The following is a 25,215-nucleotide window of genomic DNA, read 5'->3' as shown; positions in this document are numbered from 1 at the left end:
GACGGAGCTCTTTTTTTCTGCTATTCTAGTGAGGACAGTGGGAGGCGGATTCCCTATTTTTCTGAAATAAATGGATACAAATGATATTGGCTATTGCAACAATTTACGCGGTACCGCCGTCTGTAAGGTTGCAAGGAAGGGGGATCTTAGTGATAGAGCAGGAACTCATTCGAGCCGCTCAATCCGGCGATCGCGACGCTTTAATCACCCTATTGCGAGAGATCGAACAGCATGTTTACCGGACTGCCTACTATATTCTGAATAACGAAGAGGATGCACATGATGCTGCGCAGGAGGCTTTAATCCGGATATATACAAAGATCGGTTCATATGAAGAGAAAGCGCAGTTCAAAACGTGGGTTCAGCGCATTGTTACTAACATCTGTATTGATAAGTTCAGAAGAGCGAAACCAACCGTTTCCATCGAGGAACACGAAATGGTATTTCAAGGCAGAGAAAGCGTTGAGAAGGAAGTCATGTCGGGTTATTTGGCGCAGGACATCCAGAAGGCGATCAATCAGCTGCCGGATCACCACCGGTCGGTTGTGGTGCTCCGTTATCTTCAGGATTTTTCTTATAACGAAATAGCAGAAACGATGGGACTGCCTTTAAATACGGTTAAGTCTTACCTATTCAGGGCGAGGCAGCAGCTTCAGAACCTACTACAGGATTATCAGAAAGGTGGTGTGTCGGGATGAAATGCCAGGAGGCAAATGAATGGATGAACCGTTATCTGGATCATGATTTGAGCGAAATGGAACAGAAGCAGTTATTTCAGCATTTAGACAGCTGTCCGGATTGTGCGGAGACGTTTGATATGCTGAAGCGGATTTCGGGTAAATTGGACAATCTGCCGGATGTTAAGCCAAGATACAGTCTGGTTGATGCCATATTGCCGCAGCTTGATGAATTGGATCAGCAGCGTAAGCAGGCGGAAGCGGGAAATGAAATTACTCCTGCTGCGGCGGTTATGCAGCCGGTCAAGTCAGCTGCGGCTGAGGAGTCTTCCCAAGAGGGAAGAAGCACTCGCCTGGCTTCTGCAAGAAGGAAGAGACAGCTCTGGATTCGGACAGCCGGCGGCGCGGCCGCAGCGGCTATCCTGGGCTTCTGTATTTACCAGTTCCAGCCAAAGGAAATACCGAATGCGGAACCGCCTGCCGAGCAGAGCACGGCTTCTTCTTCTGTAACTACAAATGCAGCCAGCCCTGAGCCTTCAGCGGATTCTAAAGCAGCTGATGCTTCATCTGAACCTGCATCGACAGCGGACACGGCTGGCAGTTCGGATTTGTCCACTGCCGGCCCGGACAATGCGGCTAACCGCCAATCTGCGGATGCTCCGCAGCCTACGCAGGGACCGGAGCCGGAGCCAGGAACAGCGACATCGGCATCGGCATCGTCTGCCGGTTCAGCAGCCGGTTCTCCGGAACGCAAGACTTCCGCGGGACAGCCTGACAGCACTCCAGCCGGTCAAGGAACGGACCAGCCGCTGAGCCTGATGACGGAGCCTGATGCTTCTGCTTCTGCCTCTGCTTCTGCTTCCGGCAGTGATGCATCTGCGGCTGAATCTGACTCCACCGAACCGGCACAGACAGAAGACACCGCAGCTGCTCCAGCTGCCGAGGCTTCGGATGATGAGGCGGCCCTCGACATTGGTGTGCAGTCCATTCAGTCCTTCCTTCCGTCTATGCCGCCGGATGCCAAGAAGAGTTCTCATTCTGCTATGAGCATTCAGTCCATAGAGACGGAGCAAGCCTGGGACTCTCCGAATGGAAAGTATGAAGCCAGACTGGAGAACGGGCATTTGAATGTTTATCTGATTTCAGAAGACGGCGAGGTCAAAATATATGATGATCCCCTGACAGGAGAATGGCAGGAGGAGTCGGCTTCCTGGTCTTCGGACGGCAGCGTATTTTCCTATACGGTTGTAGAAAACGGTACGCCGGTTGACTCTGCAGTTGATGCGGATCAGGCGGCGGCTGCGGTTCAAAAATAAGGAACCTTTTGATCATGACCGGAATAGAATGAATTATCTAGCAGCTATTGATGAGATGATCCCCTGTACGTCGTATGACCAAGGGCAGCAGGTTTCTAGAGCCTGTGCAGCCTTTGTTTATATAGATGCACTGGAGCGAAGGAACTTCAGCCCTGTGAAGGAGCTGGGGTTCCTTTGTTGTTTGGCGGTAAAAGTTATTTTACAATAGTAGAAGCATAGAATTGAGGATGAACGCTGGAGGCGTTTGGAGCAGGAGGATTTTTAAGTTGGATGCAAGAACGGCAGTTAAAGAAATCACTCAGGGCAAGATCAGCCCTTTATACTTATGTTATGGAACAGAGAAATATCAGATTCGCGAGTTTGTGGACAAGATAACGTCACGCCTGGTGGAGCCGGAGCAGCGGGATATGGCAGTGGTGCAGATGGATCTGGCCGAGACGCCTGTAGAGCTGGTTGTGGAGGAAGCGGAGACCCTGCCGTTCTTGGTGGAACGCAAGCTGGTGATCGTGCAGGCCGCCTCCATGTTCACCGCAGCGAAAGAGGGGGGCAAAATCGAACATCAAGTAGACAGGCTGCTCGCTTACCTGGCCGATCCGGCCGAGTACAGCGTAGTTGTGTTTATTGCTCACGGGGAGAAGCTCGACGAACGGAAGAAAACAGTCAAAGCGATCAAATCCTCAGGCCAGGTTATCCCTTTTATGCCTCTGGGGGCGTCGGAGCTTGTCCAGTGGGTCATACGCGAAGCGGGAAAGCGGAAATGTTCCATGGGACAGCAGGCGGCAGAAGCATTGATTTCCAGCGCTGGTGTTCAGATGTCCACCCTGTCGGCAGAAGTGAACAAGCTTTGTCTGTTTGCCGGAGAAGGCGGGGAAATAACGGCTGATGCGGTTGCCAAACTGGTAGCCCGCACAACGGAGCAGAATATATTCGGCATGGTTGAGGATATTGCCAATCTGAAGCTGGACCGGGCGCTGAATACCTTCTACGAGCTTCTTAAGCAAAAGGAGGAGCCGATCAAAATTGCTGCGCTCATTGCCCGCCAGTTCCGGATCATGCTGCAGATCAAAGAGCTCGGCGGCCAGAGCTACTCCCAGCAGCAGATTGCTTCCCAGCTGGGGCTGCATCCGTATGCGGTCAAAATCGCGGGGGAACAGGCCCGCAAATTCAGCCGCGACCAGCTGGCGCAGTCGTTGTCCCGGCTTGCTGAGCTGGATTTTAAGATGAAGAGCGGCGGCATTGATAAAGTGCTGGGAATTGAAATGTTTTTGCTGAGTCTGGGCGCCTGAGGGCGCTTTTTCTCATTAAATCTCAGAAATAACCCTCAGAATAAGATCTTCATAATAAAATCTTCATAATAAAATATCAGGAAAAAGATAAAAGCCCCTAACGATTGCTCGTCGGGGGCTTTATCATCTCAGCTATGCTGTATATAAACGGACAATTACGCCTGGGACGTAAGAGCGTTCAGTTTCTTGGCAAGACGGGATTTCTTGCGGGCAGCTGCATTTTTGTGGATCAAACCTTTAGTTGCGGCTTTATCCAGTTTCTTAGTAGCAGCTACGATAGCAGCTTTAGCTGCTTCCACGTCGTTGTTAACGAGTGCTGTGTCAGCAGTTTTAACAACTGTGCGGAGCGCGGATTTTTGAGAAGCGTTCAGAGCACGGCGTTTCTCGCTAGTCTTTACGCGTTTGATAGCGGATTTGATATTTGGCATTGCATTTCACCTCCTGTAAGGCATGATCACTCAGATGGTTCACAACTTAAAATAGTTTAGCATGAGGCAGGACAAATTGCAATAAAATCCGAAAAATCCTTCTATCTATATCTTTTGTATAAAGTTTACGTTTGTCCCGCACACTATACCAAAACAGCGGTACAGGAGGTTTAGTGATGGAACTGGATTTGCAAAAATACAATGTGCGTACGGATTTGGCCGTTGAAGCCAAGGAGATGGCGGAAGCTTCTTACGGCGGTCCGATCCCGGGGCTGAACGAAGAAGTTGAAGAGCATAACGGCATTAAGGTTACCCGTATTGATGTGACGAATGAAGCCGCCTCCCAGCAGATCGGCCGTGTTCAGGGGCATTATATTACGCTTGAGGTGCCGGGTCTCCGCAACCAGGATACAGAGCTGCAGGAGCAGGTCGCCAGGACCTTTGTTAAGGAGTTCAGCGGATTTCTGCAGAAGATCGGGATAACCCCGGAAGCCAGGATTCTGGTCGTCGGGCTTGGCAACTGGAACGTAACTCCGGATTCGCTGGGACCGCTGGTCGTGGAAAATATTCTGGTAACCCGCCATTACTTCGAGCTTGCTCCCGATCAGGTTAATGACGGCTACCGCGAAGTAAGTGCTGTTGCACCAGGTGTGCTGGGCCTTACAGGCATTGAATCCAGCGATGTCGTTAAAGGCATCGTCGACCGGACTAAACCGGATGCTGTTATCGCGATCGACGCCCTTGCTTCAAAGTCGCTTGAACGGGTGAACACCACCATTCAGGTCGCGGATATCGGCATTCATCCCGGCTCGGGAATCGGCAACAAGCGGCGCGGGTTGACCAAGGATATTCTAGGCGTCCCCTGCATCGCGATCGGGGTGCCGACGGTTTGTTACGCTTCGACCATCGTTGGCAGTGTGATCGATATGATGAAGGAGCATTTTTCAGGGAGCGGAGCCGCTCAAACCAAACAAATCATGGGCATGCTGCCTGATTTGGGCGAACAGGATCGTCTGGCGCTGGTCAAGGAGGTGCTGCAGCCGCTTGGACATGACGTGGTTGTGACTCCCAAGGAAATTGACGAGTTTATTGAGGACATTGCAAATGTGATTGCCAGCGGGTTAAATGCGGCCCTGCATCCGGCGGTTAACGGGGACAACGTAGCTGCCTATACGCATTAATTCTTATCCGGCAGACTGGTTAAAGCTTGAAGGCCCTGCTCTCTTTAAGGGAGGCGGAGGCCTTTTTCTGCGTTTATATATCTTTCTCTTTCTCTTTCTCTTTCTCTCTCTATTTCCAAAAAATAATAGAATACCGGTTCTACCTCTATCATCCGGTTCATAGATTTGAAGTGTAAGAGCCATTTATGAACAGATCAACCGGATTGAAGGAGGCAAAGAAATGAACGGGTTCAAAACATGGAACGTCGGACTGCTCAAACGGAAAACCATTCAAATATTGGCTATGGGCCGCACCCTGATCGTGCTGTCTCTGCTGTCGGTCGTCTTTTTTATGCTGCTGGGGATTGGCGGTATGGCGGAAAAAAAGTTCAGCACCTCTCCCGTCTCGTCGATGAGAGGGCTGGCTTCGTCCCTTCCCGGAGGCTTCTTCTCCGAAATGCTCGGCATGGAAGTGCCGCACCTTAAGAACGAAGAGCCGGAAGAGAGCGAGGTGCTGTCGGGGGGCAACATGAGCCGTTTTGTATTCCAGCTGCTGACCAACGTCAATCCTTCCGATCCGAAGAGCCTGGTGGCCCGTGAAGTGCCCGGCCTGGCGGCGGGGAATCCAGTGCTGCTGCGGGCCGGAACCGGCAAGATAACGCCAACTGCGCCAGAGGATTACCAGACGACAGATGCGGATGAGCCGGATAACAGCAGTGCGGGCGGCACGAATGGGAAAGGGCAGGCAGGAGATGCTGCTGCGGATCCTAATGCCGGCGGCGCTGCGAACGGAGGCTCACAAGCCGCGCCGGACAAGTCATCCGGACAGTCTGCAGACCCCGGAAACGGTACTGGTGCAGGAACAGGCACAGGAACAGGCACAGGAACAGGCACAGGGAATGGGAGCCAGTCAAGCGGCAGCAAAGGCAGTGCATCCTCCGGCGGGACCCTCTCCAAAGCGGTGCTGATCTATCATTCGCATCCTTATGAATCCTACAATCCGCTGCTTGGCAAGGAAAGCGACAACCCCAGCACTTCCAATCCTGCCAAAAATGTAGGAGTAGTCGGTGACTTTATTGCGGCAGAATTGGAGAAAAAGGGAGTAGGAGCAGATCATGTCTTCGAGGATTATATGAAGAATGTGAAGGGCTACAATTACAATTATTCCTACAAATATTCCAGAGCAACTATTAAAGAGGCAATGGCAGCATACGCTGATTTGGATTATTTCATCGATATTCACCGGGATTCCCAGAGCTACAGCAAAACGACAACAACGATTGACGGCGTCAGCTATGCGCAGCTTTATTTCATTATCGGGCACGGTAATCCGAACTGGCGCAAGAACGAAGCGTTTGCGAGCAAGATTTATGAGCGGATTGAGCAGGAGTATCCGGGCATATCCCGCGGCATTTGGGGCAAAACCACTTCGCAGGGCAACGGGGAGTACAACCAGTCCTTATCGCCGAACAGCGTTCTAATCGAAGTCGGGGGCATAGACAATACCAAGGAAGAGCTGGAGCGGACCTCCAAAATCTTGGCAGACACGATTGCGGATGTTTATTTCGAGGAACAGAAAGCCCAGAAAGTGAATGCTTCTGCGGCGAACAAGACGGCAAATCCATGAGTTAGGAGGAAAGGGCAATGGCACGAGGTATAAAAAGAGTTCTGCTGTATGGCGGTCTGCTTGCTGCAGGGGCAGCGCTCGGCATGCAGCTTGTATCGGGCACGGGTAATCCGTCCGGAAGCTCGTTTGGAAGCTATTCGGCTTCAATCACCCAGGGAGCCCAGGCCGGGCAGACCGGCTCTGTCTCCGGTTTGGCAGGCGGCGCAGCGGACGGCGCCAGCACGCTTGCTGCTTCCCAGGGGACCGCCGCCCCTCTGCCTTCAGGTCAGGGCGGCAGAACGGCCGGCGCCGTCTACGAGCAGGGCACCTATGTGAAGCTGCCTGACGGGACAACCTATTATTACGTGCAGACCCCTGGCACAGGCTCTTCCTCGCTGCCTGCCTCCTCTACACAGCAGCAGATTGCCGTTAATTCACCGGAAGCTGACGGCTCCGGCAATACTGCCGGGACAACGCTCTATCAGTCGCCGGGCCAGCTTCTCTCGGCTGCGCCGCAGACCTCGATCGACCGTTTTGCTGATAAAACGGGCCAGCTGCTGCAGAATGCTTCGCAGAAAAGCATCGACTGGGTAGTTTCCTTATTCGGTTCACTGACGGACTAGCCCTGCCGGGTGCAGCCGATAAATTTGTACTTGCCATTGCTGGCCTATCCATTGACTGATATAATGAAGTAATGGTTACAAGTACCTGTGTGGGGGTAAGGCATGAGCGACATTAGAGAACGACAGAAGAAAATTCGAAATTTCAGCATTATTGCACATATAGACCACGGCAAGTCTACCTTGGCCGACCGGATTCTGGAATTTACCGGTGCACTTTCGTCCCGGGAAATGCAGGAGCAGGTGCTGGACCAGATGGAGCTGGAACGTGAACGTGGGATTACGATCAAGCTGCAGGCTGTCCGTCTGACCTATAAGGCCGATGACGGTGAAGAATATTTGCTGAATCTGATTGATACACCGGGACACGTCGACTTTACGTACGAAGTCTCCCGAAGCCTGGCGGCCTGCGAAGGTGCCCTGCTTGTTGTAGATGCTGCGCAGGGAATCGAAGCCCAAACGCTGGCGAATGTGTATCTGGCGCTGGATAACAACCTGGAGATCCTGCCGGTCATTAACAAGATCGACCTGCCAAGTGCCGATCCTGAACGGGTGAAGCAGGAGATCGAAGACGTGATCGGGCTGGATGCAAGCGAAGCGGTACTGGCTTCCGCCAAAGCGGGAATCGGCATCAAGGAAATTCTGGAACAGGTGGTGCGTCAGGTTCCGCCTCCGGTGGGAGATCCGGATGAGTCGCTGAAGGCGCTGATTTTTGACTCGCATTATGACCCGTATAAAGGGGTTATCGTTTACGTCCGTGTGGTGAACGGCAGGATCAAAGCAGGCTCCAAGATTAAAATGATGGCGACGGACAAAACATTTGAAGTCATTGAAGTCGGCGCATTCAAACCGCGCATGACGATTGTGGATGAACTCAATGTCGGTGACGTAGGCTTTATCGTGGCCGGCATCAAAAATGTCGGCGATACCCGTGTCGGTGATACCGTAACGGACGCCAAGAATCCGACGGCAGAGCCTCTGCCGGGTTACCGTAAGATCAATCCGATGGTGTACTGCGGATTATATCCGATCGAAACCTCGGATTACAATGATCTTCGCGAAGCGCTCGAGAAGCTGCAGCTGAACGACGCTTCCCTGAGCTTTGAACCTGAGACTTCCAGCGCACTGGGCTTTGGCTTCCGCTGCGGCTTCCTGGGTCTGCTGCATATGGACGTTATCCAGGAGCGGATCGAACGCGAGTTCAACATTCCTCTCATTACGACGGCGCCGAGCGTTATTTACAAGGTTACGCTGACGAACGGCGAAACGATTGAGATTGACAACCCTTCTAACTACCCGGAGGTTGGCCGGATCGATTATGTAGAGGAGCCTTACGTTAAAGCGGCGATCATCGTTCCGAACGATTATGTAGGTACGGTTATGGAGCTTTGCCAAGGCAAACGCGGCGAATTCGTTAACATGGAATACCTGGATACAACCCGGGTTACCATTACGTACCAGATTCCGCTGTCGGAGATCGTGTACGACTTCTTTGACCAGCTGAAATCGAGCACAAAAGGATACGCTTCGTTCGACTACGAGCTCTCCGGCTACCGCCAATCCAATCTGGTGAAGATGGACATCCTGCTGAACGGTGAACAGGTTGACGCCTTGTCCTTTATCGTTCACCGCGACAAGGGTTATCAGCGCGGCCGGATCATCTGCGAGAAGCTGCGTGAATTGATCCCGCGCCAGATGTTCGAGGTGCCGATTCAGGCTTCGATCGGGACGAAAGTGGTTGCCCGCGAAACCGTTAAGGCGATGCGCAAGAACGTGCTTGCCAAATGCTACGGCGGCGACATTTCCCGTAAGCGGAAGCTGCTTGAGAAGCAGAAAGAGGGCAAGAAGCGGATGAAGCAGGTCGGCAACGTAGAGGTTCCTCAGGAAGCCTTTATGGCCGTCCTGAAGATCGACGATAATTAATAGCAGCCATACAGGGGGAGCCGTCACCGGCTCCCTCTCAGCAAATTATAGAAACTATAAGCTGCGTACTTATAGTTTCTTCTATTTTTTACAGGCTTCACTAGGAGGTAGACAACCATGAATCTTCAAACCGGATCAGGACGCCAAGGCTTGTCTGGTGCGCCGGAGCAGGCTGGAGGGAATCGCCGTATTTCATTCCCGCCTAAAGCTGTATACATCCATATTCCGTTTTGTACAAATAAATGCTTCTACTGTGATTTTAATTCTTATGTCCTGAAGGATCAGCCGGTCATGGATTATTTGAGGGCGCTGGACCGCGAAATGGAACTTACAGTTCAGGCGAATCCGCCGCAGCAGATTGATACGATCTTTGTCGGGGGCGGAACGCCGACCGTGCTGACACCGCCGGAGATGGAATTTTTCCTGGCTTCCGTCCGCAGGCATTTTCCAAACTGGGCTTCGGATATCGAGTTCACCATGGAGGCTAATCCAGGCACGACTGATCTGGAGAAGCTGGGTGTGATGAAGGCGGGCGGGGTTAACCGCGTCAGCTTTGGCGTCCAATCCTTTCAAAATACGCTGCTGTCCGGTATCGGCCGCATTCACAATACGGATGATGTGTACCGCAGCCTGGACAACGCGCATAAAGCCGGACTGGATAATCTGTCGATTGACCTGATGTTCGGGCTGCCCAACCAGACGGTTGAGATGCTGGATGAGAGCATTACCAAAGCGCTGGAGCTTGGACTGCCGCATTATTCCATCTACAGCCTGAAGGTGGAGGAGAATACTCTTTTCCATACGATGTATCAGAAAAATCAGCTTCCGCTCCCGAGCGAAGAGGATGAGCTTCAAATGTATCTCCTGCTCATGTCGCGCATGAAGGAAGCGGGGTACAAGCAGTATGAGATCAGCAACTTTGCCAAACCGGGCTTTGAAAGCCGGCACAATATGACCTACTGGCGGAACGAGGATTATTACGGTCTCGGAGCTGGAGCGCATGGTTACGTCGGAAGACAGCGCCATGTGAATATCAAAGGCGTAACGCCTTACAACCAAGGCGCGGCAGAAGGGCTGCCAAGGCTGGATCAGTTTACGGTTTCGGAGGAAGAAGCCATGGAGGATTTTGCAATGGTTGGCCTGCGTATGCTGGACGGCATGCAGACCTCGCGCTTTGAAAGCCAGTTCGGGCGGAAATTCGAAGACGTGTTTCGGGCTCCGCTGGAACGTCTGCTGCAGCAGGGACTGCTTGCCAAACGCAGTGACGGTGACGGCTACAAGCTGAGCGACAAAGGCATTTTATACGGAAACGATGTATTCGGCGCCTTCATCGGCCATCTGACAGCTGAAGTTTAATTTGCCTGAGTATTTGTGCAGGTGGACGGGCTGGCGGCATCATCAAACCGGCGGGAAACCGGAGGAAATAAGAGAGAATAACGGGTTTTGCCTTAGGGCAGGATCCGTTTTTTTCCATTTGGGGTACCGCTGGATATTCCTGATTTTTGTAAAAAGAAACCCTTGAAGTTTTATACGTCATATTGTATATTTATTCGTGTTATTATCCGAGGAGGTGCGCTGCCGATGCCAGCCGTTGCCGTATGCAGAACAGCAACTATTGAAGATGTAGAGCCTTTATTTCTTATGATAGAAGAATATGCGCGGAGGGGCATCATGCTTCCAAGGTCACGCAAAGTGCTGGAGCGCCAGATTAACGACTTTGTGGTGGCGGAAGTAGACGGTGAGGTAGTCGGCTGCGGTTCGCTGTGCCAGCTTGGCGAAGATCTGGTGGAGATCAGGTCTCTCGGAATTTCGGAAGGCAGCAAGGGCCAGGGCTTAGGGTCCATGATCGTAAATAAGCTGATTGAACAGGCCAAAGCAAGATCCATCCCGAAAATAATGGCACTCACTTATGAGGTTTCCTTTTTCCTGAAAAATGGATTCCACATTGTAAATAAAGAAATCTTTCCGGAGAAGGTTTGGACCGATTGCATCCACTGCGCGAAGCAGCACTGCTGCGACGAAATAGCCGTTCTTAAAATGCTGGACTGACTTGACAATCGTCATGTCGGTCTGGTATTTTTGTAATAGTGATTAGCACTCTATTGAAGTGAGTGCTAAATCGGAAGCGTCAGATAACAAAGGGAGGGATTTGCTGTGTTGACGGAACGACAGAGACTCATTTTAGCAACCATAGTGGATGATTACATCCGTTCTGCAGAACCGGTAGGATCCCGCAGCATTTCGAAACGCGGTGATGTCGGCTACAGTCCGGCAACCATCCGCAACGAGATGTCAGACTTGGAGGAGCTTGGCTTTCTGGAGCAGCCGCATACATCTGCGGGCCGGATTCCATCCCACAAGGGTTATCGGTATTACGTGGATCATTTGGTGCCTATGGCTTCGCTTGATACGGCCGAACTGAAAGTGCTCAAGGCCTTTTTTGCCGAGAAGCTGAACGCGGTCGAGCAGGTGGTGCAGCATGCGGGAACCATTTTGGCTCATATGACGAATTACACTTCGATCCTTCTTGGACCGGAGGTTTTCCATACCACGCTTCGTCATTTTGGACTGCTTCCTTTAAATGATAATAAAGCAGTAGCTATTGTAGTAACAAGCACCGGCCAGGTAGAGAATAAGACGGTGTCCATTCCGCCCGGTATTTCTGTTTCGGAAATTGAGCGGATGGTTAATTTGCTGAATCATCGTTTGGCAGGCATGCCGATTTATAAGCTGAAGTCCCAGATTTTTCAGGAGATCGGCCTTGAAATGGAACGTCATGTTTCCCATTATCAGGACTTGATGGGCATTTTGGACGAATCCTTTGATACAAGTCTGGAGAACCAGCGGCTCTTCTTGAGCGGAATGACCAATATGCTTACCCAGCCCGAGTTTAAAGACGTCGAGAAGGTTAAGACCATTCTGGATTTGCTTGAGGAGACGCCTACCCTGGCAAAAATGATTTCCTCCGCAGCGAGCGGCTCCGGTATTCAGGTTAGAATCGGAAGCGAGAATTCCCACGAGGCTTTTGCCGACTGCAGCCTGATTACGGCAACGTATTCGGTGGAAGGGGAAGCGCTCGGGACGATCGGCATTTTAGGGCCGACCCGGATGGATTACTCGCGCGTGATCGGAATCTTAACCATTTTATCCAATAACCTTACCGCGATTTTGTCTAAGCATTAACGCCTGTCAGGCGGTATGCCGGGAGAAGTCGCCCTTCAAGGAGGTGAAGATTTCTTTGAAGAATATCAATCGATCTGAAGAGGAAGCGAATATGAACAACGAAGCTGAATTTAAAGAACAAGAGCAGAACGTAACGGCTGATGAGCAAGAAATCCAGGCGGAAGCTGCTGCACCTGAAGTGAATGCCGAAGAAGCCGGTGAAGCAGGGGCTGAGGCCGAAGGAAATCCGGAATTGGAGAGCCTGCGTGCTGAAGCTGCTGAACACCAGCAGCGTTTGCTGCGCGTTCAGGCGGACTATGATAATTTCCGCAGACGTACGCAGAAGGAGAAAGAAGAACTGGCCAAATATGCTTCTTCCAAGCTGATTGGAGAGCTGCTGCCGGTGTTTGATAATTTTGAACGCGCTTTGGCAGCCAGCCTGCCTGAGCAGAACGACCAATCGTCCTTGGTTAAAGGTGTGGAAATGATTTTCCGGCAGTTTGAAGGAGTCCTGAAGAACGAAGGCTTGTCCATCATGGAAACGGTCGGCCAGCCGTTTAACCCGGAATATCACCAAGCGGTCATGACCGTTGAAACCGACGAGTATGAAGAAGGCGTGGTTGTGGAAGAGCTGCAGAAGGGCTACCTGCTTAAAGACAAGGTGCTTCGTCCGGCCATGGTGAAGGTCAGCGGCTGAGACTGAGGGGTTCAGCCCTCCGGTTCTTTTCCGTACAGGCGAAGCGGGATTTTTATACTGATTTTTATACTTAGATGAAGTGAAGTTGTTTAAGGTTCAGTTAAGATTTGAAGCTTATGCTTACGAAACCAATAGAAGCGAATGCTCAACGAAAATGCTGGTGCTTCATAAAAATTAAGCTGATGCTTTCGAAGTAATTTTGTTTCGAAGCCTATTCAAGAAGCGAATGCTCAACAAAAAAAGCTTATGCTTACGAAGCAATTTTGTTTCGAAGCCTATTCAAGAAGCGAATGCTCAACAAAAAAAGCTTATGCTTACGAAGCGAATTTTTATTGCGAAGACAATCTAACGAAGCAATGCTTCATAAAAATTTTAGGAGGACATGTTCCATGAGTAAAGTAATCGGTATTGACCTGGGTACAACCAACTCTTGCGTAGCGGTAATGGAAGGCGGCGAAGCCGTTGTAATTCCTAACCCTGAAGGTGCGCGCACGACTCCATCTGTAGTCGGCTTCAAGAAAGACGGCGAGCGGATCGTCGGTGAAACGGCAAAACGCCAAGCGATCACGAACCCTGACCGTACCATCATCTCCATTAAGAGACATATGGGTACGAACCATAAAGAAACGATTGACGGCAAAGATTACACGCCTCAAGAGATTTCCGCCATCATCCTGCAGAAGCTGAAAGCAGACGCGGAAGCTTATCTCGGCCAGCCGGTAACCCAAGCGGTTATCACTGTTCCGGCTTACTTCAACGACAGCCAGCGCCAAGCGACTAAAGACGCAGGTAAAATTGCCGGTCTTGAAGTGCTGCGTATCGTCAACGAACCAACGGCTGCGGCTTTGGCTTATGGTCTGGAAAAATCCGAAGATCAAACGATCCTCGTCTTTGACCTTGGCGGCGGTACGTTCGACGTATCTATCCTTGAACTCGGCGACGGCTTCTTCGAAGTTAAAGCAACCAGCGGCGACAACCACCTGGGCGGTGATGACTTTGACCAAGTGATCATCGACTACCTTGTAAATGAATTCAAGAAAGAACAGGGCATTGACCTGAGCAAAGATAAAGCGGCTGTACAGCGCTTGAAGGATGCAGCTGAGAAAGCGAAGAAAGAACTCTCCGGCGTGCTGACTACAACGATCTCCCTGCCGTTTATCACAGTAGTAGACGGAGTGCCTCAGCACTTGGAAGTGAACCTGACTCGCGCTAAATTTGAAGAGATTTCCGCGGAACTGGTAGAACGTACTTTGGGTCCTACTCGCCGAGCAATGAGCGATGCAGGTTTGTCTGCTTCCGAAATTGATAAGATTGTTCTTGTCGGCGGTTCCACCCGTATCCCTGCTGTGCAGGAAGCAATCAAGAAGCTGACCGGCAAAGAACCGCACAAAGGCGTTAACCCGGATGAAGTGGTTGCCCTTGGTGCTGCCGTTCAAGCGGGCGTATTGACCGGCGACGTTAAAGACGTAGTATTGCTCGACGTAACTCCATTGTCCCTCGGTATCGAAACAGCCGGCGGCGTATTTACGAAGATGATCGACCGCAATACTACGATCCCTACGAGCAAATCCCAAGTGTTCTCCACTTATGCGGATAATCAGCCAAGCGTTGAAATCCACGTACTGCAGGGCGAACGCGAAATGGCGGCAGGCAACAAAACTTTGGGACGTTTCACTTTGAGTGACATTCCTTTGGCTCCGCGCGGCGTGCCTCAAATTGAAGTTACTTTTGACATCGATGCGAACGGGATCGTTAACGTATCCGCTACGGACAAAGGCACTGGCAAGAGCCAGAAGATCACGATCACTTCCTCCAGCGGCTTGAGCGATGATGAAGTGGAACGCATGATGAAGGATGCCGAGCTGCATGCGGAAGAAGACAAGAAGCGCAAAGAGCTTGTTGAAGCGAAGAACAGTGCCGACCAGCTGATCTACAGCGTGGACAAAACGATCAAGGATCTGGGCGACAAAGTCGACGCAGCAGAAATCGAGAAAGCCAATGCGGCTAAAGAGGAGCTGTCCAAAGCTGTAGCTTCTGACAACCTTGACGAAATCAAGGCTGCTTCCGAGAAGCTGACCGAAATCGTTCAGCAGCTGTCCGTGAAGCTGTATGAGCAAGCACAAGCGGCTCAAGGCGGTGCTGAAGGAGCAAATGCTTCCCAAGGCGGTTCGGCTAAAGACAATGTTGTAGACGCTGACTACGAAGTCGTTGACGAAGACAAGAAATAAGACTTAGGGTTAATCCATAACAGAACCGGGCCAATCAGGCATCGGACGAATAGATTAGCACAGTAGGGAGGTCAAAGCGCTTAGGCATTCCGCGCTTTGACTTCCTTTTGTGCGATGATGGCGGAGGTGGAACTGTGGCTGATAAGCGTGACTATTATGAAGTGCTTGGCGTTGGAAAGAGCTCTTCGGATGAAGAAATTAAAAAAGCTTACCGGAAGTTGGCGCGCCAATATCATCCGGACGTAAACAAAGCGGACGATGCCGAGGCGAAGTTCAAGGAAGTAAAGGAAGCCTATGATGTATTAAGCGACGGTCAAAAACGCGCAAGATATGATCAATACGGCCACGTCGATCCGAACCAGGGCATGGGCGGAGGGTTCTCCGGCGGTGACTTTGGCGGTTTCGGCGATATTTTTGATATGTTCTTTGGCGGCGGTGGAGGCGGCAGACGCGATCCGAACGCCCCTCAGCGCGGAAATGATCTGCAGTATACAATGACGATTGAGTTTAAGGAAGCCGTCTTTGGCGTGGAACGGGATATTACCATTCCGCGTACCGAAAGCTGTGACACCTGCCACGGCTCCGGAGCCAAACCGGGCACTAAGCCGGAAACCTGTTCCGTCTGTCATGGCAGCGGCCAGCAGGAAGTCGTTCAGAATACGCCGTTTGGCCGAATGGTCAACCGCCGTGCCTGCTCGAACTGCGGCGGACGAGGCCAAATCATTAAAGAGAAATGTTCAACCTGCTCCGGCAGCGGCCAGGTCAAGAAGCAGCGCAAAATTCATGTCCGCATCCCAGCCGGCGTAGATGACGGCGCACAGCTGCGTATGTCCGGGGAAGGCGAAGGCGGTCTCCGCGGCGGTCCTGCGGGAGATTTGTATATCGTCATCCGCGTGAAATCCCACGATTTCTTTGAGCGCGAAGGCGATGACATCTACTGCGAGGTGCCGCTCACCTTTGCCCAGGCAGCGCTTGGGGATGAGATCGAAATCCCTACACTTACGGAAAAAGTCAAGCTGAAGATCCCTGCCGGAACGCAGACAGGAACCTATTTCCGCTTAAAAGGAAAAGGGGTGCCGAAGCTGCGCGGCATCGGTCAAGGCGACCAGCATGTCAAGGTTGTTGTTGTGACGCCTAGCAAGCTGAGCGACGAGCAGAAGGAGCTGCTCCGCCAATTTGCAGCCCATGACGGGGAGCATACCCACGAGCATGAGCAGTCTTTCTTCGACCGGATGAAACGGGCTTTTAGAGGCGACTAAGCAGCATATTCGTATAGCAGATTAATATAGAGACCAGCGCTTATCGGCGCTGGCCTTTTTGTTTTCTAAACAAAACAACGATCCGCAAGCAGCTTGTGCTGCTCACGGACCGTTGTTCTTTTTCCCCGCATTATTCGTTAATGACCGCAATGATCTCATCTTCAAGCTCAAGTCTGACCTCGTCCTTAAATACACGCCTGCCATACTCTTCATGCATATAAAGCAGGATTGCTTCAATCAAGTTGGCTTCAACCAGATATTGATTTCGGCCTCCGGCCCATACTTCAGCTGTGAATCCGGTATTTTCGTCCCAGGCAAGCTCGACTTGAACGTCAGAGGGGCGAATCTGCTTCCGGCTTGCGGTATGGACACAAACTGCGTTTATAATTTCATCTTCCGTCAAAATCATGAATTAATAACGTCCATCTCTCGGATTGTGATTGCGCGGACGGCTGAACCGGCGGAAGAGAGATGCGGCGATGACAATGACCAGGTAAATGGCAAAGAGGTTAACGGCCAAACCAAGCAGGCTGCCGAACCCGCCCATACCGGCGAACAGGCTGCCGAACAGAAGGCCGGACAAGCCGCCAATCATCATGCCTTTCATAAAGCTGCCCCCGCTGAAGAATCCGCGGTTAGTAGTCGTGGAAGCGGTTGTTCCGGTCTTAGAGCTTGTACTGGAGCTGGACACGCTGCCGCTGGAAGTCGATTTACTAGGGGTATTAGAATAGGATTTAACGCCTGAGCTGTAGCTTCCGCCAACCCGTCCTTTTGCGTCAGCCATATTGGGGACGGTAACCGCAAATAGCAGGGTGAATGCCATAACAACCATCATTAATTTTTTCAACATCGAGATTTAATGCCCTCCTGTAAGTTGTGTTTTATTTGTTTTATACAGGTAATACGGACAATAACTCAGAACGTTTCAATTTTAATAATAAAAAATTAAAAACTGCAGCTCTGGAGTCTGCAGACATGCTGCAGTTAAATGGAGCCTGAGCAGTGATCGTATTCAGGTGGAAAAACAGGCGTATTTATCTATTTGTGATTGTCAGGCATAAAATGCATTTCCGGTTGCACAATAACCCCGAACGGCTATTTCTTGATGTAAGTATACTTGATAAAGCGCAGGTGAGGAAAATGACGGAGAAGAATATACTCGCATATTTTAAAAGCCCGGAAGAGGCTGAGGGCGCACTTCGCAAGCTTCAGGCGCTTCGGGTCATCGACTGCTCCATCGACCGTTTCAGCAGATACGGCAGCGGCGGTCCGGGAAGCGCGCTTATGGGAATTGTACAGGGAACGCCGGAGCTGACGAGCCGTTCGGCAGATATTATGGCCAAAGCAGATCCGTCTAACAGCGGGATGAGTGACGGCGGCCAGGGCGGCCCTACCGGGCATGATGTTTTGCTGACGGCAGTGGTGGACGAGGGTGTGCATCATCAGGCATTAAAGATTGTAGAAGAAGCCGGAGGGCTGATTTGATTCATTAATAAAGGCAGAGCATGTCCCAAGTCCCAAAAAGGAGGAGCATCATAATCATGAACCAATCAGATAACCGCAGGGGAAGAGCGGCTCAGCCGCTGTCCAAAAACCTGGAAGGCCATAATTTGGACGTGGAGTTCTCGGAGGAGCGTGCTGACCAGGAGGACTGGGAGGCTTTGGAGCGCAGCGAAAGAGCGGATGCCCGGCAGAACAATAAAACTTCCAAATTGTAATTTGGAGAGCTGATCGACCAAGAAGAACCGCCAAGCCTGCTGAACCTTTTATGAAAGGAGCAGGGGGGCGGTTTTCTTTTTTGACGATTTTTATAGTACAATAGATGGCATGCAAATACCGAGGAGGAAACTGTTTTGAAGATTTGGAAAGAGCTTACGATACATACGACAGAGGAAGCGGTGGAGATGATCTCCAACTTTCTGCACGAATCCGGCGCAGGCGGGGTAGCCATCGAAGAGCATGTCGATAACGATAAACCGAGAGATACTTCTCTGGGGCAGTGGTTCGAAATTCCGCCAAACGATATTCCCGAGGGAGAAGCAAAGATCAGCGGTTATTTTCCTGAAGGCAGCGATATGGAGGCCGTTCAGAAGGAAATTAAGGAGCGGATTGAAGAGCTTCGCGAATATGAGATTGATCCGGGTGCGGCCGAATTTTCATTGCGTGATGTGAGTGAGGACGACTGGGCGAATAATTGGAAAAAGTATTTTAAACCGATCCGTGTTTCGGACCGCCTGACCATCAAACCGACATGGGAAGCTTATGAGCCGGCGACACCTGCCGAGAAAATCATTGAGCTCGACCCCGGCATGGCCTTCGGAACCGGAACCCACCCGACCACCGCGCTTTGCCTGCGTACGCTGGAGTCCGTCATTCAAGAGGGCGACGAAGTGATTGATGTGGGTACCGGCTCGGGCATCCTTGCCATCGGAGCAGTCCGGCTTGGAGCGAAGCATGTGCTTGCGCTTGACCTGGATCCGATTGCGGTTACGAGCGCAAATGAGAATGCGCAGCTGAACGGTCTGCAGGAACAGATCACGATCTTTGAAAGCGACCTGCTGGCCGTGCTCAAGAGCGGGAAAGACGCGTCCGAGCTGGGCGTAACGCTCCCTGTACGTGTCGTGGTTGCCAACATTCTGGCAGAAATTATCCTGCTCTTTATCGAGGATGTCTACCAGGCTCTGCAGCCGGGCGGGTATTATATTGCTTCGGGCATTTATAAGAATAAGGAACAAGAGGTTAAGGAAGGACTTGTGGCGGCAGGCTTCGAGATCACGCGGACGGCACGTGAAGAAGATTGGGTCGCTTTTGTGGCGAGAAAGGGGTAACCATGAATTTTCTGGATTCGATTATCCGATTTCCCCTGCATGATCTGCCGTTTATTTTGGTGGTCATCTTAATTGCGTTTACCGTTCACGAATTTGCCCATGCTTATACAGCTAACAAGTTTGGAGATCCGACTGCCAAGCTGCTGGGGAGAGTGACACTTAACCCGGCGGCGCATATTGACCTGTTCGGGACGATTATGCTCCTGATTCTGGGCTTTGGCTGGGCCCGGCCGGTACCGGTGAACCGTGACAATTTCAGCAGGCCCCGGCTTATGGGAGTTATTGTGTCGGCAGTCGGCCCGCTCAGCAATCTGCTGGTGGCTTTTGTGGGGACGATGATCTTTGACGTTCTGCTTGACCATGGCTATATCAGCATGTATGAAACGTCCAAATGGAACGAAGCGGCCTATTATTTCTTTTTCTATTTAATCAATTTGAATATTTCGCTGTTTCTGTTTAATCTGCTGCCTCTTCCGCCGCTTGACGGATACCGGATTGTGGAGGATCTTGTGCCGCGCCGGTTCAGGCTGGTGCTTCAGCAGTATGAGCAGTGGGCATCGTTCATTTTTCTGCTCTTTGTATTTCTGCCTCCGCTGAGGGCAGTGACGCTTGATCCGTTGTTTGGGCTTGCGAGCGATATTTACAATGAATTTAACCATTTTTATATGTGGATACAAGGAATGTTCTAACGGTTTACCAGAGGGAAAAAGCCCTGGAAACTGCCGCCAGCCTTCATTTCTTCTGTAGCCAGCAGGCTTCAAAAGTTGTATGATGAAGGTTGGCAATTTCGATCAAGGATGGATGAGAATGCAGCGTTATTTCATCCCGCCGGAGCAGTTCGGTGAGGATCATGTCCTTGTCGCAGGTGAAGACGCGCGCCATATTACAAAAGTGATGCGGGGTAAGCCGGGTGACAAGATTATTGTAAGCGACGGGCAGGGCCGTGTGGTGCTGGCTGAGCTGGCGTCGCTGGAGCCTGACAGCGTTACGGCGAAGGTGCTGGAGAGCATGCCGGAAACGAGTGAGCCGCGCGTAAAGGTTGATATTGCGCAAAGCCTGCCGAAAGGCGACAAGATGGAAACCGTCATTCAAAAATGCACGGAGATCGGCGCCGCTTCGTTTATTCCGTTTCTGTCAGAGCGGACAATCGTTCAATACGATGAACGCAAGGAAGGGAAGCGGACCGCAAGGTGGGCCAAAATCGCCAAAGAAGCGGCGGAGCAGGCACACCGGAGCCGGATTCCGGAGGTTCGCCAGCCCCTGAAGTGGAAGGGCCTGCTGGAACTTTTTCAAGGATACGATCTTGTATGTCTTTGTTATGAGAAAGAGACCGGCGCTCAATTAAGAGATATCATAGAGCCGTTTGCCTCGTCCTTGGGACGGGAAGCAGCCGGACGCGTGCTTGTCATTGTTGGCCCTGAGGGCGGATTTACGGAGGAAGAGGTATCGGCCGCTGAAGCGGCGGGGGCCAAATCCGTCGGCCTCGGCAGACGCATTCTAAGAACGGAAACGGCCGGTATGGCCGCCCTAACTTGCATATTATATGAAACCGGAGAATTGGGGGGAGCTTAACCAATGCCATCAGTAGCTTTTTATACGCTTGGCTGTAAAGTTAACTTTTATGATACAGAAGCCATCTGGCAGCTGTTTAAGAATGAAGGATACGAGCAGGTAGACTTCGAGCAGACCGCTGACGTGTACCTGATTAATACGTGTACGGTTACCAACACCGGCGACAAGAAGAGCCGTCAGATTATCCGCCGTGCGGTCCGCCGCAACCCGGACGCCATTATTGCAGTAACCGGCTGCTACGCGCAGACCTCGCCTGCTGAAATTATGGACATCCCTGGCGTTGACCTCGTAATCGGCACCCAGGATCGCGACAAAATCCTGACTTACGTCAATGAAATTCAGAAGGACCGCCAGCCGATTAATGCGGTTCGCAATATTATGAAGACCCGTGAATTCGAGGAGCTGGATGTTCCTAACTTCACTGGACATACACGCGCGTTCCTCAAAATTCAGGAAGGCTGCAACAACTTCTGCACCTTCTGTATTATTCCTTGGTCCAGAGGATTGTCCCGTAGCCGTGATCCGAAGAGCGTTATTGCTCAGGCTAGACAGCTTGTGGCTTCCGGCTATAAGGAAATCGTGCTGACAGGAATTCATACAGGCGGATACGGAGATGATCTTGACGAGTACAAGCTGGCCGACCTGCTGTGGGATTTGGATAAAGTAGAAGGGCTGGAGCGCATCCGCATCAGTTCGATTGAAGCGAGCCAGATTGACGACAGAGTGCTTGAAGTGCTTAAAAATTCATCGAAAATGTGCCGTCATTTCCATATTCCGCTTCAAGCAGGTAATGACGAAGTGCTTAAGCGGATGAGACGCAAATATACGATTGCCGAGTTTGAAGAGAAAATCCGCAAAATCCGCGCGTTTATGCCGGACGTTGCCATTACAACTGACATTATTGTTGGTTTCCCTGGCGAAACGGACGAGCATTACCGTGACGGTTTTGAGGCGATCAAACGGATCGGTTTCTCCGAGCTGCACGTGTTCCCATATTCCAAACGTACAGGCACACCTGCTGCACGTATGGAGGATCAAGTGGATGAAGAGGTTAAAAATGCCCGTGTCCATGAGCTGATTGATCTGTCCGAGCAAATGCAGCTGGCTTACGCTGAGAAGTTTGTTGGTGAAGTGCTGGATGTCATTCCGGAGCGTGACGAAAAGGGACAATACGGTCCGGATCGCACGATGGGGATGAGCGACAATTATTTGCAGGTTGTCTTTGATGCTCATGAAGACTTGACCGGCCGTTTGTGCCGCGTGAAGATCACCAAAGCCGGCGTCAATGAATGCGAAGGCACGCTGGTCCGGATTCTGGATGAGCTGCCGGAAGCGGCGGGACGCTAAACTCTTGGCAGGCTGTAGTCTGCCGTGTAAGACTGTCCAGGCTTCAGCATCTGATTCAAACCTGATACCGCATCAAAATCTTAAAGGATTTCATTCCGCTTCTGTGGAATGGAATCCTTATTATTAGATCAGAAAGAAAGGCAGGGAAAGAGAAATGGCCTACAAGGAAATTTCAGCAGGCGGCGTTGTGTTCCGCCGCGATGGAGGCAAGCTGCAGATTCAGCTGATTACGGACCGGTACGGGAAGATTTCTTTTGCAAAAGGGAAGCAGGAGCCCGGCGAAACCGTTGAAGAGACTGCGCTGAGGGAAATTTGGGAAGAAACAGGCATTAAGGGGACGATCATCCAGCCTATCGACATTATTGCCTATAAATACGAGCATGCCGTACACGGCGAGGTAGACAAGGAGGTCCATTACTATCTGGTTGAAAGCGATCAGGCCGAGCTGAAGGCGCAGATCGAAGAGATCCGCGGGGTGGCCTGGTATGAGCCGCAGGAGGCATGGGAGAAGCAGCGGACCTCCGGTTATGACAACAACGATTTTATTCTGGAAAAAGGCTTAAAGCTGCTCGGCATCGAGGTCTGATTACGAGGTTACAAGCCGCTGCGGTCCAGCCTTCTCCATACCGGCAGGTAGCATAAAGGAAGAGCGAGCAGAGAGCTGAGGACGTTAAACAGCGTCTGGCTGTGGGCGATGATGCTTGAAGCATCCGTTGAAATCCATGACGCTGCAGCTTCCAGCCCGCTGATAAACGGCAGGAACAGCAGGCAGCCGCCGACGTTCAGTACGATGTGCGACCAGGCGACAAATTTGCCTGACCGTGTTCCGCCAATGGAGGCGATGACGGCTGTTACACAGGTTCCGACATTGGAGCCGAGAACAACGGCAATGCCAAGCGGAACGGGAAGTGCTCCAGACGCAGCTAATCCCATGGCTAGCCCGATGACGGCGGAGCTGCTGTGCACAACCGCGGCCAGCACGGCGCCGGCTGCAACGCCCCATAGCAGGCTGCTCTCCGCGCGCTCCGTGAACCAGCCGATCAAGCCGTACGCCTGAAGGGCTTCGCCAGTGCTCTGCATCCAGGCGATTGCGATCAGGACGATACTGAATCCGGCACAGGCTAATGCGGCGTGCTGGCCGGATTGGAGCAGGAAAGTGTATCTGCTCAGCCGGTAAGGGAGCTTCTCATGAAGCACAACGGCGGCAAACCAGAGGCACATAGACAGCAGAAGAAGCGGAAGGCCCAGGGAAGAAAGATGAAGGGCGATCAGCTCGGTGGTCAGGCAGGTGCCGATATTGCCTCCGAGGATTATGCCCAGCGTGCGCCCGTAGGTGAGCAGACCGGCATTGACGAGTCCGATCGTCATGACCGTGACGGCTGTGCTGCTTTGCAGCAGGGCGGTTACAACCGTGCTGAACAGCATTCCTTTTACCGGTGTAGCGGATACCGTGTTCAGCAGTCTCGTCAGTACCGGTCCGGCCCATGCCTGAAGGGCGAGCTCCATCATTTTCATACCAAAAATAAAGAGGGCCAGTCCAAACGTCAGCGGGATGATGATTTCGCGGAACACCGGGCAGGCCTCCTTTCTTGAACAAGCTTTTGCTGAGGTTATATGTATGCTTGCAGCCGCGGCTGCATGACAAGCCCAGCGATTTTGGACCGGGAGAGCGGTTTTTTCAAAGTCATTTTTAAAAGCGATTATTTAAAGTCATATTATCAAAGACAAGTAGGAGTGAAGACAGATGGCATCTGTAGTATTGCAGCGCAGCCGCAAGAAGAGGCTGGAACAGGGGCATCCCTGGGTGTATAAGAGCGAGATTGAACGTGTGGACGGAGAGGTTCTGCCCGGCGGTCTTGTGGAGGTTGTGAATCATCAGGGACGGTACCTGGCAACGGGTTATTACAACCCGGCTTCGCAAATTACGGTCCGGATTATTTCTTATAAACCTGTGGAGGCGATGGACACCGCCTTTTTTGCGGAACGTTTTGCCGACTGTCTCAGACACCGCACGCGCTTTGTACAGGAAAATGCTTATCGCCTCGTTTACGGGGAAGCCGATTTTCTGCCTGGGCTCATTGTAGACCGGTTTGGCGATATATTGGTTGTCCAGCTGCTCACATTGGGGATGGACAAGCACCGGGAGCAGATTGTTGAAGCCTTGGTGCAGGTGCTGCAGCCGAAGGGCATTTATGAGCGGAGCGATGTCGGAGTCAGGGAGATTGAAGGGCTGGAGCAGGTCAAAGGGCCTTTGTACGGCAAATGCCCGCGTCATGTGACGGTTACGGAAAACGGGCTGCTGATCTCCGTCGATATCGAGGAAGGGCAGAAGACGGGTTATTTCTTTGATCAGCGGGAGAACCGCGCTTCCATCGCCCCGCTGATGCTGGGCTGGGGAGAGCGCAGCGGAATTACCCTCCAGAAGCAGGAAGGGCAGGATGGCGAAGTCCGGAATGTTCCGGTCAACAAAAGCGGCAAGGAAGTCTCCTTCCCATACTGGGACGGGGCTACGGTACTGGAGTGCTTCTCCCACACCGGCAGCTTCACGCTGCACGCCTGCAAATACGGGGCTAAAAAAGTAACCTGCCTCGACATTTCCGAGCATGCCATTGAAAGCGCCCGGGAGAACGTCAAGCTTAACGGGTTTGAGGACCGCGTTGAATTTGTAGTGGCGGATGCCTTTGACTACCTGCGCAGCCAGGTCAAGGGCCAGGAAGAGCGGAAAGCCCGCGCTGAAGGGACAACAGACACGTCGGTGCCGCTGGCACAGGGGACAGGCCGGACCTGGGACGTGGTCATTTTGGACCCTCCGGCTTTTGCCAAGACCAAGAAAGCGGTAGCGGGTGCATGCAGAGGATATAAAGATATCAATCTTCACGGGATGAAGCTGGTTAATGAGGGAGGCTATCTTGTCACGGCAAGCTGCTCTTACCACATGCGCCCGGATTTGTTCCTGAGCACGATTGCGGACGCTGCGGAGGATGCGGGAAAAATTCTCCGCCTTGTCGAATGGCGGGCGGCGGGCAAAGACCATCCGCAAATTCTCGGGGTAGAAGAAGGGCATTATTTGAAATTTGCTATCTTTGAAGTTCGGAGCAAGGCGTAA

The 25,215-nt window shown here is 51.8% G+C and carries 25 protein-coding genes; 21 read left to right on the top strand and 4 right to left on the bottom strand.

Annotated features, from left to right (window positions below; genetic code table 11):
• Positions 1-149: 149 nt before the first annotated feature.
• The 3 genes from FCN15_RS02235 (at position 150) to holA (ending at position 3,279) form a co-directional block, all read left to right on the top strand.
• Complete coding sequence (locus tag FCN15_RS02235) at positions 150-698, top strand: RNA polymerase sigma factor (RefSeq protein WP_138493298.1); 549 nt, start codon at positions 150-152, stop codon at positions 696-698.
• Positions 695-1,993: a zf-HC2 domain-containing protein gene (locus FCN15_RS02230; protein WP_138493297.1), complete on the top strand. Its 1,299-nt coding sequence runs from the start codon at positions 695-697 to the stop codon at positions 1,991-1,993. The genes FCN15_RS02235 and FCN15_RS02230 overlap by 4 nt, the downstream gene beginning before the upstream one ends.
• A gap of 266 nt (positions 1,994-2,259) precedes the next feature.
• On the top strand, positions 2,260-3,279 hold the full coding sequence (holA, locus tag FCN15_RS02225; RefSeq protein ID WP_138493296.1) for a DNA polymerase III subunit delta: 1,020 nt from the start codon (positions 2,260-2,262) through the stop codon (positions 3,277-3,279).
• 155 nt (positions 3,280-3,434) lie between these two features.
• Here the strand turns inward: holA and rpsT are convergent, their stop codons facing one another.
• A complete protein-coding gene (gene rpsT, locus FCN15_RS02220) occupies positions 3,435-3,707 on the bottom strand; it encodes a 30S ribosomal protein S20 (RefSeq protein ID WP_138493295.1) in 273 nt (90 codons plus the stop codon).
• Positions 3,708-3,883: 176 nt separating this feature from the next.
• On the opposite strand from rpsT, the gene gpr reads away from it, so the two are divergent.
• The 10 genes from gpr (at position 3,884) to dnaJ (ending at position 16,362) form a co-directional block, all read left to right on the top strand.
• Positions 3,884-4,888 (top strand): GPR endopeptidase, encoded by a 1,005-nt coding sequence (gene gpr / locus FCN15_RS02215; RefSeq protein ID WP_138493294.1) that lies wholly within the window; start codon positions 3,884-3,886, stop codon positions 4,886-4,888.
• Positions 4,889-5,108: 220 nt separating this feature from the next.
• Positions 5,109-6,494 carry a stage II sporulation protein P gene (locus tag FCN15_RS02210; RefSeq protein WP_138493293.1) on the top strand — a complete coding sequence of 462 codons (1,386 nt, stop codon included), beginning with the start codon at positions 5,109-5,111 and terminating at the stop codon, positions 6,492-6,494.
• Positions 6,495-6,511: 17 nt separating this feature from the next.
• Positions 6,512-7,096: a hypothetical protein gene (locus FCN15_RS02205; RefSeq protein WP_138493292.1), complete on the top strand. Its 585-nt coding sequence runs from the start codon at positions 6,512-6,514 to the stop codon at positions 7,094-7,096.
• A gap of 102 nt (positions 7,097-7,198) precedes the next feature.
• Entirely contained in the window at positions 7,199-9,016 is a 1,818-nt protein-coding gene (lepA, locus tag FCN15_RS02200; protein WP_138493291.1) for a translation elongation factor 4, read from the top strand.
• A 117-nt stretch (positions 9,017-9,133) separates the two neighbouring features.
• Positions 9,134-10,372 (top strand): radical SAM family heme chaperone HemW, encoded by a 1,239-nt coding sequence (hemW, locus tag FCN15_RS02195; protein WP_138493290.1) that lies wholly within the window; start codon positions 9,134-9,136, stop codon positions 10,370-10,372.
• A 225-nt stretch (positions 10,373-10,597) separates the two neighbouring features.
• Positions 10,598-11,065 carry an N-acetyltransferase gene (locus FCN15_RS02190; protein WP_138493289.1) on the top strand — a complete coding sequence of 156 codons (468 nt, stop codon included), beginning with the start codon at positions 10,598-10,600 and terminating at the stop codon, positions 11,063-11,065.
• A 105-nt stretch (positions 11,066-11,170) separates the two neighbouring features.
• Entirely contained in the window at positions 11,171-12,199 is a 1,029-nt protein-coding gene (gene hrcA / locus FCN15_RS02185; RefSeq protein ID WP_138493288.1) for a heat-inducible transcriptional repressor HrcA, read from the top strand.
• Between the two features lie 91 nt (positions 12,200-12,290).
• A complete protein-coding gene (grpE, locus tag FCN15_RS02180; RefSeq protein WP_138493430.1) occupies positions 12,291-12,875 on the top strand; it encodes a nucleotide exchange factor GrpE in 585 nt (194 codons plus the stop codon).
• A 389-nt stretch (positions 12,876-13,264) separates the two neighbouring features.
• Positions 13,265-15,103, top strand: a complete 1,839-nt coding sequence (gene dnaK / locus FCN15_RS02175; protein WP_138493287.1) for a molecular chaperone DnaK — start codon at positions 13,265-13,267, stop codon at positions 15,101-15,103.
• A 134-nt stretch (positions 15,104-15,237) separates the two neighbouring features.
• Entirely contained in the window at positions 15,238-16,362 is a 1,125-nt protein-coding gene (gene dnaJ / locus FCN15_RS02170) for a molecular chaperone DnaJ (RefSeq protein ID WP_138493286.1), read from the top strand.
• A gap of 130 nt (positions 16,363-16,492) precedes the next feature.
• On the opposite strand, the gene FCN15_RS02165 is transcribed toward dnaJ, so the two are convergent.
• Together FCN15_RS02165 and FCN15_RS02160 are read right to left on the bottom strand one after the other, a co-directional pair.
• Positions 16,493-16,771 (bottom strand): YxcD family protein, encoded by a 279-nt coding sequence (locus FCN15_RS02165; RefSeq protein ID WP_138493285.1) that lies wholly within the window; start codon positions 16,769-16,771, stop codon positions 16,493-16,495.
• Positions 16,772-16,774: 3 nt separating this feature from the next.
• Positions 16,775-17,212: a hypothetical protein gene (locus tag FCN15_RS02160; protein ID WP_138493284.1), complete on the bottom strand. Its 438-nt coding sequence runs from the start codon at positions 17,210-17,212 to the stop codon at positions 16,775-16,777.
• Positions 17,213-17,502: 290 nt separating this feature from the next.
• Between FCN15_RS02160 and FCN15_RS02155 the strand changes: the two genes are divergently transcribed.
• The 7 genes from FCN15_RS02155 (at position 17,503) to FCN15_RS02125 (ending at position 22,695) form a co-directional block, all read left to right on the top strand.
• A complete protein-coding gene (locus FCN15_RS02155) occupies positions 17,503-17,847 on the top strand; it encodes a hypothetical protein (protein ID WP_138493283.1) in 345 nt (114 codons plus the stop codon).
• Between the two features lie 56 nt (positions 17,848-17,903).
• Positions 17,904-18,080, top strand: coding sequence for a YfhD family protein (locus FCN15_RS02150; RefSeq protein WP_138493282.1), 177 nt, complete (start codon positions 17,904-17,906; stop codon positions 18,078-18,080).
• 186 nt (positions 18,081-18,266) lie between these two features.
• Positions 18,267-19,190: a 50S ribosomal protein L11 methyltransferase gene (gene prmA, locus FCN15_RS02145; RefSeq protein WP_138493429.1), complete on the top strand. Its 924-nt coding sequence runs from the start codon at positions 18,267-18,269 to the stop codon at positions 19,188-19,190.
• A gap of 2 nt (positions 19,191-19,192) precedes the next feature.
• Complete coding sequence (locus FCN15_RS02140) at positions 19,193-19,879, top strand: site-2 protease family protein (protein ID WP_138493281.1); 687 nt, start codon at positions 19,193-19,195, stop codon at positions 19,877-19,879.
• Between the two features lie 118 nt (positions 19,880-19,997).
• Entirely contained in the window at positions 19,998-20,762 is a 765-nt protein-coding gene (locus FCN15_RS02135; protein WP_138493280.1) for an RsmE family RNA methyltransferase, read from the top strand.
• A gap of 3 nt (positions 20,763-20,765) precedes the next feature.
• Positions 20,766-22,109 (top strand): tRNA (N(6)-L-threonylcarbamoyladenosine(37)-C(2))-methylthiotransferase MtaB, encoded by a 1,344-nt coding sequence (gene mtaB / locus FCN15_RS02130; RefSeq protein WP_138493279.1) that lies wholly within the window; start codon positions 20,766-20,768, stop codon positions 22,107-22,109.
• Between the two features lie 154 nt (positions 22,110-22,263).
• Positions 22,264-22,695 carry an NUDIX hydrolase gene (locus FCN15_RS02125; RefSeq protein WP_138493278.1) on the top strand — a complete coding sequence of 144 codons (432 nt, stop codon included), beginning with the start codon at positions 22,264-22,266 and terminating at the stop codon, positions 22,693-22,695.
• Between the two features lie 8 nt (positions 22,696-22,703).
• On the opposite strand, the gene FCN15_RS02120 is transcribed toward FCN15_RS02125, so the two are convergent.
• Positions 22,704-23,681 carry a Na/Pi cotransporter family protein gene (locus tag FCN15_RS02120; RefSeq protein ID WP_138493277.1) on the bottom strand — a complete coding sequence of 326 codons (978 nt, stop codon included), beginning with the start codon at positions 23,679-23,681 and terminating at the stop codon, positions 22,704-22,706.
• A 172-nt stretch (positions 23,682-23,853) separates the two neighbouring features.
• On the opposite strand from FCN15_RS02120, the gene FCN15_RS02115 reads away from it, so the two are divergent.
• A complete protein-coding gene (locus FCN15_RS02115; RefSeq protein WP_138493276.1) occupies positions 23,854-25,215 on the top strand; it encodes a class I SAM-dependent rRNA methyltransferase in 1,362 nt (453 codons plus the stop codon).

Origin of the sequence: Paenibacillus pinistramenti (genome assembly GCF_005869875.1) — a bacterium.
GTDB classification, from domain to species: Bacteria; Bacillota; Bacilli; order Paenibacillales; family Paenibacillaceae; genus Fontibacillus; species Fontibacillus pinistramenti.
This window is presented reverse-complemented; position numbering and strand designations above follow the sequence as displayed.